Below are 14,665 nucleotides of genomic sequence, written 5' to 3'. Positions count from 1 at the left end.
TTTATGCTAATTTGTAGTGCTTGATGCGATAATTTGATAAGTGCCGGCTTCATAATTACCGATAAAGACAAAGTTATCCTTAGTATTTTTAAATGAACCTACCTGATTGCCATTGAGGGTGATGTGTTGCTCACTCGAATGAACAGGAACATACACGGCTCCGGTGCAATTTTGGGGTATCGTTATTTCCCATGTGAATACTCCATTTTCATTGGTCCAGCTACTTTTTACTTCTCCATGTCGAGAGACATGGCCTGTTTCAACTTGTTTTATAAATTGGGTCAGGTAGGGTTTGAAAATGATTTTTTCAAAGCCAGGAGCGTCTGGACTTGGGTTAATTCCTCCCAATCCGGAATAAAACCAAGCATCATAGCCCCCTTGCATAGGGTGACTGTGGGAACGGCCGTTATAAAGTGCTGTTGAATCAAGAACAGGTAAAACCTCCCAAAGGGTAGTAGCATCATATTTATCCCACATATAGGCAAAACTCCCGTATCCCTTTTTGGTAAGAAGGCGATATACTTCTTTTTCTTGACCATTTTCACTCAATACTTTAAAAAGACGACTCAAACCAAATATGCCTGTGGTCAAAAATCCGTCACCGTTTCCATGGATATCTTTTACGATAGATGCCGCTACTGATTTTTTCAAATGCTCAGGGACAATACCAATATCCAGGGCAAGGGCATTGGCAGTTTGGCTTCCATAAGTGCTTTGATCCAAATCAAGAAACGCTTCATTAAACCGAATAATTAATTCTTCTAACTGTTTTCTGTATTTAAACACATCTTGTTTTTTCCCCAGCACATTGGCTGCCTCTATCATTAGTTTGACATCCAATATATGAAAAGCACTGGAACTGATCGGAACGGGGCATTCAATTCCTCCGTTCCCAGAAGGAGGGCACCAATCACCCAAACCATGCGTGATTATACCATTTACATTTTTCTCATGGACATAATCGGTCCAGTTTTTCATGTCTGGATAAAAAGTCTCCAAAATTTCTTTTTGTCCGTAATACAAATAGAGATACCACGGGATTTGTACCTGGGCCGTTCCCCAATCTGGTGAAGCGGTCCCGCTGGTTCTTCTTCCGGGTACGATCATCGTAGGAATACCAGCTGGTTTCATGATGATACTTCGGTCATGAAAACTTTCTCCAAAGTAAAGTTCTCTTTGAACATTCCTTCCCGAGGAACGCATATCGAACATGTATTTGGTAAGGAAGAGTCTGGCATCCATATTATAGGTCAAAGCATGGATAACAGCGTGGGCATCTCCTGTCCATCCGCACTTTTCGCGATGCGGACAATCTGTCGGTATTCCCTGCATGTTTCCTTTGATGGTCCAAAGTGCCAGTTCATGAAGCTTATTAAGATTAGGCTCTGAAGAAGTAAAATGACCTGTCAGGTCCATTTTAGAATAGAGCACTTTTCCTTTTAGGATATCTAGGCCCGGCTTTTCCTTTAGCCCGCTGATCTCCACATACCTGAAGCCATGGTAAGTGAACCTGGGCTGCCAATATTCGGTGCCTGAACTTTTGAAAATGTATTTACAGGTTTGCACATGTTTTGTCGCTTTGACTCCGGTAGATGTGGGGTCTATATTGCCTGCACTGTCGATTTCTTCAGCAAAACGTAGGGTGATTTCCTGGCCTGGGCTTCCCTTTAGCTTTAATGAAGTCCAGCCTGTGATGTTTTGTCCCATATCTAATACGTAGACACCCTGCTGCGGCTCTGTTATATTTATTGGATTTACTACCTCCATTTCCTGAATGGCGGGAAGGTATTGTTGTAATAAATTGGATGGATGTTTATGGGCCAATAGGGCGTTTCTCCATTGTATTTCAGTGGTTTCTCCTACTTCCTTTCGGGCATCATAGTGTTCTCCTGCATAGATATTGGAAAACGTTATAGGACCAAATTTCCATTTCCAGGAGGTATCCGTCTCTATCACTTCCCTGGATCCGTCTGTATACTGTAAAACTAGTTGGGCTATGAACACGGGATGGCCATATATCATGGATTTTCCCCAAACGACATTTTGGTTATACCAGCCGTTACCGAGCATGATTTGCAGGATGTTTTGATCCTTCAGCTGCATCGGGTCCAGATCAAAAGCCGTATAGAAAGTATAATCTTCGTAATTCGTTTGGGCAGGATCCAAAACATGCTTTCCGATTTTTTGCCCATTGATAGAGGCTTCGTAAAAACCTGGAGCAGCAATGTACAGCCTGGCATTTGCCAAGGTTCTTGATCTATCTTGTTTAAATGTTTTTTGAAATACAGGCAAAGCAGAATCTGGGTGATAGTCATAACTTATCCAAGTCCCATTCCAATCTTCTGGATAGTCCAATGGAGCATAAAAGGAATTAGCATAGGTATCCAGTATGATTTCTTTTTCATCCCAAGTACTTACTTTTACGGTGTATTGTTCTCCTGAAGATAAGTCTGGGCCTGCATACATGATATCCGTATGGTCGGTAGATTTTTCTTTTTTACCTTTCCAAATTATTTTTCCTTCTTTTTGGATAAGGATTTGAAAATAAGCTTGGTTGGATCCAGGCCAGCTGAATCTTGGGAGCTGATCTATATTGGAAATGAAATCAACTTGAACAGATTTATCTTCCTCCACCGATGAGCTGGTACCTTTGCATGCAATACCACTCCCCAGCAGGACTAAAATCCCCAATATTTGGATGAATACTTTCAATTTAATTGGCCTTTAGGGTTAATCAATTTCGTTAATTGTCACGGGGCCCAACAAACCAGAGGAATGAGGATTTTCATTTGCTTTGGCGTCATTTACGGAAGTCCACGTGTAGCGTTGGCTGTCTGGCAATTGGAGATCTCGGATAATTCGGTTTCTCCACAGATTGGCGACCTTTATTTCGAGAATATTTTCTCCCTTTTTCAGTGCATCCGTAATGTCCAAAACATGAGGCTTTATCCAGGTTGTGCCCACTTCCTGGCCATTGAGGCTTACCGTGGCCATGACACTGACCTTGCCAAGATCGATTTGATAATGGATGTCGTTTTTAAGCTCGGATAGAGTAAATGTGGTTTTATAATCTGCCGTACCTGAATAATATTTGACCGAATCATTTTCAAAAGCAGTCCAATCCATCAATTGTTCAACCTTTACAGGTTTTTGGAGACCGATGTCCTTGTTGTTAAATGCTAAGGTCCATTCGGAATCAATGGTCTTTACCACCTGGCTTTTTGGAAAATTCTCTTTATAGTTGTAGGAGGAATTTTGCTCTTCCTCAGTGAATACAACAAACCAGCTTTCTAAAGCTTCAAACTGCAGAGGAACTTCTGTTCCCTCTTCGGTTTCTTTAAACTCGGGTAATTTTCTGATCTCGCCGGTCACCGCATTCCATAGTTCCGGAAGCTTGTTTTTCACCTCGAATGTCACCTTGGTTGCAACTTTGTCCTCACTTTGGTTGGTAAGGAAATAGATGTCCAAATTAGGGGCTTGTCTGTGTGTCCAAAGCACAGGGGCATCCTCTGGCAAAATGACATCTTTGTGTATGTCCAAGTGATCTAAGGCCTTTAGTAAAGAAATATTATCCATCACAAAACCCTGTCCCACTGATCTTATCAACTCTTGGTCATAATAACCTTCACTACCCCATAATTTGTCAGCAGAACTTTTGACCGCATTGTCTGATTCGGGATAATTTTGAAGACTGGGAGATTGGATTGGTTTGGGGCCATAAATGGCAAGGCCATCGTGGACCATCTGTTCTAATTTAGTAATCAATTCCGGTGTCATGGTTTGGATTGGTGGAAGCACCAGCAGACCATAACTCATGCCATCAGGTAAAGTTAACGTACCGTCCACGACTTGTGCTCTTTCCAAGAGTACTTCAGCATTGATATAGTCATAAGAATATCCCTTTGGTAATTCCGGTTGCCTAATGCCGGTCATCACAGGAGCGTCTTCCCCTATGAAATAGGCCACATCAGCCGCATACTTACCTTTGGTAAGCATATGTTGACTCCTTCTGATGTAATCCATCCAGGATTTTGATTGCTCAAACCAGGTATTATGCCGATTAAATTCGGTACTGAACCAAGCGTTTACCCCCGGTTTTCTGTTATCATCAGGTTGTTGTATGTAGAGATGCAGCACAAAATGATTGATGCCTTCGGTAAAACTCCAATCACCTCGTTTTTTAAGTAATGCGGGATGTCTCAAATAAGAGCTGTGGGCCGCGGTAAATGCCTCGGCTGAGGTAACTGGTTTTCCATAGATATGGGCAGCGGAAGAAGATGCCTTGCATTCAATATTTCCCAAAGCCCCTTCGTTCCAAAATTCACCGCTGACTAAATTGGACTGTCCTCCATACATCAGGAATTCGGAGGGAAAACCCCAATGTCCATAATTTTCCAACCATAACTTCAGGCCATTTTCATTGCTGATTTTTCTCAATCCACCTACATATTCATAGGCCACCTGATCCGCTACAAGCCTTCTCATATCCCATAGAAATCTCTCAGAATGCTGGACACTATTGATTATTTTACCAGAATAAACTGGAAGAAAAGGAACCGGGTCATAACCATACTTTTCTTGGAACTCACGCGCAAAATCATCAGTCCAGTTTTGTGAGCCCATTTCATAGCTATCGGCAATCACGTATTTAAAGGCAGATTTACTGTCTTCGGGCAATCTTTCAAGCAATTCCCCTACAAATTGTTCGAAATGAAAGCGGATGAGTTCCTCACTCATTTTATCGATTTCATAACCCCTTCCTTGTGGTGCGGATGGTGCATTTTTGGTGCCTGTGGGAGCCATCCCAAAACGATATACCGTCCATTCTCCTTCAGGGGCATCCCAATTCAATGTTCCGTTGCCATTCATTTTACTGCTTAGGTTGAGAACTTCATCGGCTTGTATTAAGGAATTTTGAGCCACTTCACCTTGGTTCGATACCCATTGGTAGCTTGACCAGTCAGGGGTGGGAGTAGGGTGCATTTTTGCCATTTGTTTTTCCACATAGTGGTCCAGAGTAGCTTCCTCAGATATAACAATTTCTGAAAACCCCGCCTCTTTAGCTCCTTTAAAATTGGTGCAGGTAAGAAGAAATTCATCGGTCACCGGCCCGTTGATGGATAGAGCAACCTGCCCTTGGTTTGCCGCTCCTACATTGATGTTCATATTACTGCGATCAAAAGTGAACCGGCGGATTAACCGGTATTCATTGTCAACTTTCCCTTCCAATTGGCAGTCACATTTTATGGGTTTATCCCCAGGAGTAAGGGATAGGCTTTTTGCCTGTATGGGTCGAGCGGTCTTGACCCTTATTTGGTAGCTGCTATTTGGGGAAAGCTCAAATGAAGGTGTTGTCGAAAGCTTTCCGTCTGACCAAAAGTGCGTGTTATTGACAGCAGGAGAAGCTGTAAATTGGGTGTTATTTGCAGAAGCAGTAAAAAGCTCCCCATTTTCTTTAACGGCAAGAACATAAGTATCCTGAAATTCCTCCGTAGGTTGGGGAAGGGAAACAACAATGTTCTTTCCTCCGGCTATGGGCGTTTGTGAGTAAACTGTATACCTCATGGCCATCTCAGGTCGGACCCATGGCCCCCCTGACTGGCTCCATCCCGGGCAATTGAATAAACCGATGTCCACACCCAGTCTTTTGCCTTCCTTTACGGTATGTACCAAAATGTCCCACCATTCTTCACTGAAAAGTGGAACAGGACCATCTACGCCATTAGGGTTGATGTTCCCGATGAGCGCAGCACCAATACCCACTTTTTTCATGGCTTCCAAATCCTTGGTTACCCCTTCTTTTGAAATGTCATCATTGATCCAATACCAGTAGCACCAAGGTTTAACGCTATCGGGGGGAGTAAGGAAACCTTCAGCTAGACTGTTATAATCGATTTCTTCTGTCTTCAGTTTCTTAGAAATGGTCTGACAGGCTAGGTTCAGCCACAAAAGCAAACCAAAGGATAAAAAGTATTGGAAGTATTTTCTAGATAAAATATCCAGTTTCATAAACGAATTTTTTTAATGGGCCTATTGATAAATTGGTGTTTTTGGGTATTAAAACTGTAAATGTATTAGTACTAAATTAACAGGTTTGATTTCTTTAAATTATCCTGTCTTGTACCGCCTCAAATTACGCACGGCATTTTAAAATGATAAGTGGTGGTTTGAAAGGGGAATAATTAGGCTTTAATGTATTTGATGTTATACGAAGCATAGAAAAAACCGAAACTGTCCAATAAAGCATAGGAGAGTTTCGGTTTCAATTTATAATGTTCAGTATTATCTGCTCTCTTGATTTTTGATGGCTTCAGAATTATGTAAGCCTTTGGGAGGTATACCGATATCCTGAGGACGGTATTTTAAAGGATCAAAATCTGGATTGGGTGCAGGAGTGATGGCCTCAGCATCTCGCAAATGATTTTCTATCATCTGGTCTAACTTCTTTACTTTTTCAGGGTATAAGCCTGCCAGGTTGATCGTTTCACTGATATCCCATCTAAGGTTATAAAGTAGGTAATCATGCTGGCCATTTTCACCTTCAAAGAATAGGCGGATCAGTTTCCAGTCGCCATCATGAACAGCCACTGAAGGCGGAAGCCAATCCGGAACTTTTGGCGTATGAGGGAAATATGTAAAAATTGGTTTACTCTCTGTTTTTTCTCCTTTCAATATTGGTGTTATGTCATTTCCATCAATAGAATAATTTTTGGGCTGTTGGATCCCCAACTGATTCAAAATAGTGGGATAGAAATCGGTAGATTGGATAAGGGCATCTGTAAGGGTGCCTGGTTCTGTAAGTCCCGGCCATACTATAATGCAGGGAACCCTGATACCACCTTCATACATGCTGGCCTTACCCCCCCTTAATGGCCTGTTGCTGGTCGGGGCATTTAGCACCTTCTCACCTGAAGGAAGTTCATCGACGATTCCATTATACATATTACCGCCATTATCACTGAAAAATATTATGGCCGTTTCGTCTGCAATGCCCAACCGCTCCACTTCATCCAGCAACCTGCCCACAGACTGATCCAAAGAGTGCACCATAGCCGCATAAGTGGGAGAGTGCTGGGGATCGCTAAGGTCCATTTTGGTCTGATAATATCTAATAAGTCCCTCTTTAGCATCAAAAGGAGCATGGACAGAGAATTGCCAATAGTTCAAAAAAAATGGTTTTCCTTTCTCCTGTTGTCTCATCCAATCAATCGCTTCATCTGTCATACGGTCCTCAATGTGCTCACCAGGATAGTTTTCTTTGAAACCTGGAAACTTCCACGGGGCCACAAAGCTTCCTGCTGGCCCTGGGCCATGCCAATGTGGAATATCTTTATCAAAACCATGCTCCAAGGGAGAGTAAGGCTCCAAGCCAAGGTGCCACTTTCCGAAGTGAGCGGTGGAATATCCAACTGATTTTATAAGCTTGCCCAAGGTGGGAAGCTCGTTATCTAACCTTGATACCGATTCTGTAATGATCGCCTTGCTTCCTGGAGCCGCATTGTTGGCCAACTGGGCTTTTAGCAAAACCTTATTAGTATGTGCAACAGGTGCCGTAATTCCGGTTCGCGCAGGTGTTTGACCGGTAAGGATACTCGCCCTGGTGGGAGAACATAATGGACTTGCGGCATATGCCCGGGTAAATGTCAGGCCTTTTGCGGCCAGTCTCTCCAGATTTGGAGTTTCATAAAAATCCGTTTTCCCGTACAAGGTGACATCACTCCATCCCAGATCATCAGCAAGAATAAATATAATATTTTTAGGTTGCTTATTTCCTTGAGCACTAACGCTAAAGAATGTAAAAAAACAACTAGCAGCTAAAGCAATGTGCCTTATTTTACTTCGTAAGTTCATTTTTATTTTTGGTTATTTGTTAATGACTGTTCCTGTAGTTCGGTAGTGGCTAAGCAAATCCACATATTTTTCTTCTCTCACCTCATTTTTGGGATTATAAGATGGGTTGGGGCTCGGCCAATACCGAGGAGCTACATTGTTATCCAACCAACCAATTAGTTGTGCAAAAAGGAGGTTGGTAAGCTCGGTCTTCTTTTCGGACAAATTTTGTTTTTCAAAAGGGTCCTGCTCGATATTATAGAGTGAAATCCTGCCGTGCCAATCATAAATCAACTTATAATCTCCTTTTCTAATCGCAGAATGAGGGGTTAAGGGAAAACCATCTTTGGGATTATTATAGATCACATTGAAAGGGTAATGCCAATAGTGCGTAGTTTTGGTATAGGTTTTCTGCTCGTTATTATGATCACTCAGGAGAGTAAATAAACTTTCGCCGTCCAATGTTCTTTCTGTGACAATTTTCTGTGAAGGGTATCCTGCAGCGTCCAATAAAGTAGGAAAGATATCTGTACAATCTACGGGGATGTTTACCCATTTTTTTTCAGGAATATTCCCTTTCCACCTAAAAATCAACGGCACCCTAATCCCGCCCTCTGTGAGACATGCTTTTCCTCCCAAGAAAGGGCTGTTGTCTGTACCGTCACCTCTTGGGGTGACTTTGGAGTCGATACCGCCATTGTCGGACATGAAAACCACCAAGGTATTATCGTCTATGTTCAGTTCATCCAACTTATTCAAGATGGCACCAACGGATTCGTCCAAGCTTTTGATCATACTGGCATAAATTGGATTGTGGTGGCCATTCCAGCCTCTGGTATCTTTTTGATCAAAATGGTTAATGATATCTTGAGGACCTTGGTAGGGGCTGTGAACGGCAAAATGAGAAAAGTAAAGAAAAAATGGTTTATCTTTTTTATTTGCTTCTCTTTCAATAAAGCTTAATGCTTGCTTTGTCAAATCATTCGTTAGGTATTCTTCTCCAGTTTCCATCCCTGAATTGCCTATTTCCAGTTGATTTTGAGGAATTGCAGTAAAGGGACCTTTGGTAGTTATATTCCACGCCTTTTTCCAGTTGTAATAAGCTGATCCTCCTGCATCATACCAGGCAAGAGGTTCAAAGCCCTGGTCGGCCGGTTGGTATCCCTCGGCGCCGAAACCTCCAACGTGCCATTTCCCAATAAAAGCAGAATGATAATCCTTTAGGGCTTCAGCAATGGATAATTCATCTTGACCATTGTCATATTCTGTGCCTGATGGCACTGCGGAATTGGATGTTCCATTAAGAACCGCTTGTTCTATATTAATATTATCGGAATGACTTAAAACGTCATGGGAATAGTACCCATTTGGTGCTTTCATGTCCTGATTGTAGTAGGTTTCCCTTGGCGGCATAGCCGTTGTAAATCCCATTCTTCCAGCATATTTACCCGTCAGTAAACTGGCACGGGTAGGGGAGCAAAGTTGGTTGGCATAGGCCTGCAAAAAAGAAACTCCTTCCTGCATCATACGATCCAAATTCGGCGTTTCATAGAACATCTCTGCGGTGTCAGTGCCCAATATTTTATGGGCATAACCTTGGGTGTCCATTATCCCAAAATCATCCGCCAAAATAAAAATGATGTTAGGTCTTTTGGCCTTTTCGCTTGTTAGACCGGCTTGGGAATTGTTGCAGCCAAAGAGATATGGTAACAACAACAGAATGCTTAGTGTTTTTATTACTTTCATAAATTATTGGGGGATGATTTCTTTAAAATAATCTGTTCCTTTGAGCATGTCTTCAGTATGGGGATGGGGCTCCCAAAGATGTTTTTTCCCCAGGTCATAATCAGGGTTGAGAATAGGCATGGCCGCTTGGACATCCTTTCTCCATTCTTGAAGGAAACTAAATAGTTTATCTCTAATGCCCTGCTTTTCAATTGAAAGGTCAGTAGTTTCCCCAATGTCTTCTTTTAGGTTAAAGAGCTTGACTTGATCTCCCTCCATAAAATGGATAAGCTTCCAATCACCCATACGGATCGCACTGGCAGGACTAGCATGGTGATATACTGGATAGTGCCAGAATAAGGTTCTTTGCTCCTTCGGCTCATTGCCATGAAAAATGCTTGTAAGATCAATTCCATCTACCATTTGTTCCTTAGGTAAAGGAGCTCCTGCCATAGTTAGGAAAGTTGGGAAAAAGTCAATGCTGCTGACAAGGACATCTGACTTGGCCTTAGCCATGATCTTTCCTGGCCACCTGACGATCATAGGTTCGCGGATACCTCCCTCGAATAGTGTCCCTTTCTCCGCCCTTAACGGTGCATTTGAACTGGCAATGTACTTAAGCGTGTCTTTTTCATAATAATGAAGGCTTCTTTTATCGATCAAAGGGATTTCATCAAAGCGTTTGATCAATCCTCCATTATCAGAGAAGAAGACAATAATGGTGTTTTCAGTAAGTCCTTCCTTGTCAAGTTTATCCATGATGCTTCCCACACTACGATCAAGGTGCTCAATCATGGCAGCATAAATGGCATTGGAAGGATAGTTCTTGGCTTTGGGTTTTTTGAGGTATTTATGGATCAAGGTGGAGTCCGCATCCAACTGCACATGTACATCATAATGCGCCAAAAAGAGGAAAAAAGGACGCTCCTTATTTTTTTCGATAAAGTTTATGCTCAGTTCAGTTAGGGCTTCCGAAAGGACTGTCCCTTTGGGAAATTCCTGTGCAGGATACATCTTTTCTCCAAAACTGGAAAATCCACCACCTCGGTAAACTACACTTTCATCATATCCTTGATTTTTGGGAAAGTGCTTTTCTTGTAAACCCAAATGCCATTTACCAAAGTAACCTGTACGATATCCTGCCTGCTGAAGCCCTTCCCCAATAGTAGTATAGCTTAGGGGCAGGTACTGGGTTTTGTTGGCAGGTACCTTTAATTTTTCATAGGGCCGCCAATGACCGGGAAGAAAGTCGTTAATCCCAATTCGCGCAGGATATTGGCCCGTTTGGATACTGGCACGCGTTGGAGAACACACTGGATTGGCTGCATACGCATTGGTGAAAAGCATTCCCTGATCCGCTAGTTTATTAAGGTTGGGTGCTTCATTAAATTGGTTTCCGTAAATGGGAAGGTCCGCCCAGCCAAGATCATCGGCTAAAATAAATACAATATTGGGTGGTTGGTCGGTAATATATGCTTTACAGCAGAAGCTGGTAAGCGTTAAAATTATTAATGTGCTGAGAATTTTGAAGTAAAACATGTGGGTAGATGATTAATTTGTCTAAAGCCTTCATTGCGGAGTAAAATGCTTTCTTTCTCTAATTGAGGGGGGGTGCGGTTTTGATGAGGATGCCGGATGTTTTTGGATCAATTTTCTTTTCGTAAATAGCTTCTTTATAGCGAACTTCGTCCCAGGAATTTATTCCTATTGTTTTTAGATAGGGAGCATAGATTTCATCTTCATCGGATTGTCCAAAAGCACGGTATACGTGCCAGACGGGCTTTATTCCTGAAGGATCATCTTCATCATCAGGAAACTTCCTCAAACCGATTCGTAGTCCTCCCTCTTTACGATGGTCTTGCCAATTATGATATTGAAAGCCATCTATACCTTTGAGGTATTTGATTTTTTTCATGGCATAGGCCAGGCCCGCGGCTTGTTCGTGGAGGTCTTTCTGACTATAACTAGGGGAATTAGTACCGTTCTCAGATAAGTACAACAGCCTTTTTACTTTACCTTGATAAAGTGCCTCTGGGAGTTGAACCCAGGCGTTTAACACTTCTATGTTTTTAAATGTAATTAGTGGGGTATCAAAATTAAAACTTACCTTTTTATCCAACCAAGTTTTGGGTTCACGCAAAGATTCGGGATAAGGGTGCTGGGCAATGCCCCAATCAAAATCTCCTTCCCTTTTTGAGAACCTAAGTAAATGCTCCAACAATTCTTTGGACAGATAAAAGTGGGGGTTGGAAGTCCAGTTCCAGTAATGAGTAAGGCTAATGAATACCTTTGAGTGGGGGATATAACTTTTTGCAATATTGTTAATGATCCGCATGGACTTATGATAAAGGTCCAGAAATACTAAGGAAGATTTATCTCCTGCATTGGTCCAAACCCAGCCCGCATCTACTTCATTGTGGACAATCCAATGGTGGATCCGGCCATATTTTTTGTCAGGTCTCATGTACCGGTCTGCCAAAAAATCTATGACCGCTGCATAAAACTGCACTCCTTCTGGGGAGGTCACGTTGGGCATGCTATATATACCGGATGGATCGCAGTCTGGATGTTGTAAGATGTTGCCTATTCTTTTGTCAGGAGAATCAGAGGCTTTATCCACTAATATGATGGCAGATACCTCAATGTTTCGCTTTGCCGCTTCCAGAAAGGATCGGTCATATCCTGCTAGAATGTTTTTATCAAAATAATAAGTTTTCCCTAAATAATTGTGTTCAATATGATGTGGGGCGGGGCTGGATTTATAGAATTTATTCACCCAGATATTGATGGTGGCACTGGAAATATCCAAATCGTCCAAATCTGTGGTAGGGGCCGCCCTGTCAGCACTATATCCACCTATTCCCTTAATGGTCCTTGGAGGTTCGAATTCATAATTGTATTGTGATGATATGGAATCCGGATGCCTTGCATGAGAAGCTGTTACGTAACAATTTTCGATTTTTTTGAGGATGATCCATTTTGAAAGTAAGCGGTCATAAGTAAAACCGTTGCGTTCGATAAATCGATCCATGGAAATATTAAATATTCCTTCATTGTCCAAGTTAAGCTCCTGGATGACTTCCAATTCATTTGTTTGTGTAGCATCGGAATATACCGGGACTTCTGCGAGTACATATTCTATACCGGATTTATCTAATACACCTTTAATGTTGACCGTGTTTTTTTCAATGCTAACGCTACTGATTTTAGAAGCAAAATCATTTGAAAGGTAGGATTGTAATCTCTTTTCGTATTGAAGTTCTTGTTTTTTTACAGTCTCTTTTCGAGCATGAAGCTCTTTTTCTCTTCGGGTTTGTGTCCTTACTTTTAATGATCTGATCTGGATATTGAGCCCCGGAGAACCTCCGAAGTCAATCCTAAGAATATCCCCTGATTTACCCCAAGATTTTCTGGCCTCTGTGATGTCAATAGTAAATTCCACCCAACCCTCGGAGGATCCTATGTCTCTGACCATTACAGGACTTCGTTTTTCAGTAAGCGGATAAAAATATAACTCAAAGAAATCCATTCCCGAAGGACAAAAATATTCAAAAGATACCATGTTATGGCCCTTGCCCAAGTCTTTGGGCAATGGGTGGGAGAAAATATAAGGATCACTTCCGGTGGTTTCAATGTCATAAGTATTTTGATCAATCTCTGAGACCACTAAATCATTTGTTTTTTTTAGATCAAGGTGAAATAAGTCAAGTTCACCCTGGAAGAGAAAAGTAAGAATGAGCCCAATCAGGGAAACATAAGTGTGCATTTATTCCAGGTATTTTAAGGGAAAATGTTAATTTTTCTAATCTACTGGATGGAATTGCAAAAAGTATCCTGTTTTGTATAGTCTCTAAATTTGAGACTTGTAGAATTGTCCTGCCGTGTTGTTTTATTTAGTTTACTTTGATAATAAATTCTTGTACTTGAGATTATAAAAGAGCCCTTTATACAATCCCTATTAATAAAACCTGTCAATAAAAATAGATATTTACTGGACACTTTTAAATTATATTTTTATGTCTAATGAAATGAACTTTATTCATTTTATATCTTCAATATCCTACATTAATCATTTTGCAAAGTTCGCTTTTCGGGCTGCTGGAGCGGCCAAGAGTGTCCGGCATAAACACTTTCCTTCCCGCATGCCCCTCATTTATTCCGTTGCCACTTGGCCTTGGTTGCCCGCAAGCGGTATGGCGTCCATAATTAATTTCTAACCATTAAAAACGAAATGTTATGGATTCCCAAAAATCAAACTTTGTTTCCAATGCAGTTGCTGAAATAACCCTTAGCTACAAGCATGACTCCCCGATTACCGAAAAGCCACAGATCACATCTTCCCTCACAGCCAGCAAAATTTTAAGGGCCAACTGGGATGAGTCAAAACTGGAATTTATCGAGGAGTTTAAGGTAATCCTGCTCAATAGGGCAAACCGGGTTCTAGGTATAGTAACGGCATCATCAGGTGGTATATCCGGCACTGTGGTAGACCTGAAGATCATCTTTGCAGCAGCTATGAAAGCGTCTGCTTCTGGGATAATATTAAGTCACAACCATCCCTCTGGAAATTTGAAGCCTAGTCAGCAGGATTGCCGGTTAACGGAGAAAATGGTCAAGGCCGGCAAGCTTCTTGAATTGCCCATATTGGATCATGTGATTATTACCAGAGAAGGGTATTATTCCTTTGCGGATGAAGGAGGGCTGTAAAGCCCTTTTTTTATCAATATGGGAAAATGCATGTTTTTTAAATCCCTTTTAAACAGATGTTCCTTGTGCCCCCCTTCGGATTTGGGTGTGAACAATTGCTGGAGGCCTTTTTAACCTTTGGGTATTCACTAAATCAAATATCATAATGGGCATAACGACACAGACAACTGGCTTGGCAAATGGAATTCCTCCGCATATCAACGAGGTGAAATCCTACTTTCGATATATGAACGTTCCTGACTCGGAAGCGGAAGTGTTCTTTTTTTATTATCAGGGACTGGACTGGAGAAATGAATCTGGAACCCCTTTAAGGGATTGGGTGATGGCCGCAGACCAATGGGTGTGGAACCTGGAAAATTAAGGGATGCCATTTTAGGCTTAGCGTTTTAATATTAATCGGGCT

The 14,665-nt window shown here is 41.7% G+C and carries 8 protein-coding genes; 2 read left to right on the top strand and 6 right to left on the bottom strand.

Annotated elements, in window-relative coordinates:
- Positions 1 to 6: 6 nt before the first annotated feature.
- From JL001_RS21780 to JL001_RS21755, 6 genes are all read right to left on the bottom strand, one after another.
- Positions 7 to 2,712, bottom strand: a complete 2,706-nt coding sequence (locus tag JL001_RS21780) for an alpha-L-rhamnosidase (protein ID WP_200979905.1) — start codon at positions 2,710 to 2,712, stop codon at positions 7 to 9.
- Between the two features lie 18 nt (positions 2,713 to 2,730).
- The gene (locus tag JL001_RS21775) at positions 2,731 to 6,009 is read right to left on the bottom strand and encodes a glycosyl hydrolase (RefSeq protein ID WP_200979903.1); all 3,279 of its coding nucleotides are present in this window, start codon (positions 6,007 to 6,009) and stop codon (positions 2,731 to 2,733) included.
- 273 nt (positions 6,010 to 6,282) lie between these two features.
- A complete protein-coding gene (locus JL001_RS21770) occupies positions 6,283 to 7,851 on the bottom strand; it encodes a sulfatase (protein WP_200979901.1) in 1,569 nt (522 codons plus the stop codon).
- Positions 7,852 to 7,863: 12 nt separating this feature from the next.
- Positions 7,864 to 9,576 carry a sulfatase gene (locus tag JL001_RS21765; RefSeq protein ID WP_200979898.1) on the bottom strand — a complete coding sequence of 571 codons (1,713 nt, stop codon included), beginning with the start codon at positions 9,574 to 9,576 and terminating at the stop codon, positions 7,864 to 7,866.
- A 3-nt stretch (positions 9,577 to 9,579) separates the two neighbouring features.
- Positions 9,580 to 11,094 carry a sulfatase gene (locus JL001_RS21760; protein ID WP_200979896.1) on the bottom strand — a complete coding sequence of 505 codons (1,515 nt, stop codon included), beginning with the start codon at positions 11,092 to 11,094 and terminating at the stop codon, positions 9,580 to 9,582.
- Between the two features lie 58 nt (positions 11,095 to 11,152).
- A complete protein-coding gene (locus JL001_RS21755) occupies positions 11,153 to 13,321 on the bottom strand; it encodes a DUF5722 domain-containing protein (RefSeq protein ID WP_200979895.1) in 2,169 nt (722 codons plus the stop codon).
- Between the two features lie 470 nt (positions 13,322 to 13,791).
- Here JL001_RS21755 and JL001_RS21750 point away from each other — a divergent pair, with 470 nt between their 5' ends.
- Together JL001_RS21750 and JL001_RS21745 are read left to right on the top strand one after the other, a co-directional pair.
- Positions 13,792 to 14,262, top strand: coding sequence for a RadC family protein (locus JL001_RS21750; protein WP_200979893.1), 471 nt, complete (start codon positions 13,792 to 13,794; stop codon positions 14,260 to 14,262).
- Positions 14,263 to 14,407: 145 nt separating this feature from the next.
- A complete protein-coding gene (locus JL001_RS21745; RefSeq protein ID WP_200979892.1) occupies positions 14,408 to 14,623 on the top strand; it encodes a hypothetical protein in 216 nt (71 codons plus the stop codon).
- Positions 14,624 to 14,665: the final 42 nt, after the last annotated feature.

Source organism: Echinicola sp. 20G (assembly GCF_015533855.1).
GTDB lineage: Bacteria > Bacteroidota > Bacteroidia > Cytophagales > Cyclobacteriaceae > Echinicola.
The sequence above is the reverse complement of the archived record's forward strand: the minus strand, read 5'-3'. Positions and strand labels throughout refer to the sequence as shown.

Coding starts and splice junctions, on each gene's coding strand:
- JL001_RS21775 (WP_200979903.1), bottom strand. CDS start 6,009: ATGAAACTGGATATTTTATCTAGAAAATACTTCCAATACTTTTTATCC.
- JL001_RS21765 (WP_200979898.1), bottom strand. CDS start 9,576: ATGAAAGTAATAAAAACACTAAGCATTCTGTTGTTGTTACCATATCTC.
- JL001_RS21755 (WP_200979895.1), bottom strand. CDS start 13,321: ATGCACACTTATGTTTCCCTGATTGGGCTCATTCTTACTTTTCTCTTC.
- JL001_RS21745 (WP_200979892.1), top strand. CDS start 14,408: ATGGGCATAACGACACAGACAACTGGCTTGGCAAATGGAATTCCTCCG.
- JL001_RS21770 (WP_200979901.1), bottom strand. CDS start 7,851: ATGAACTTACGAAGTAAAATAAGGCACATTGCTTTAGCTGCTAGTTGT.
- JL001_RS21750 (WP_200979893.1), top strand. CDS start 13,792: ATGGATTCCCAAAAATCAAACTTTGTTTCCAATGCAGTTGCTGAAATA.
- JL001_RS21760 (WP_200979896.1), bottom strand. CDS start 11,094: ATGTTTTACTTCAAAATTCTCAGCACATTAATAATTTTAACGCTTACC.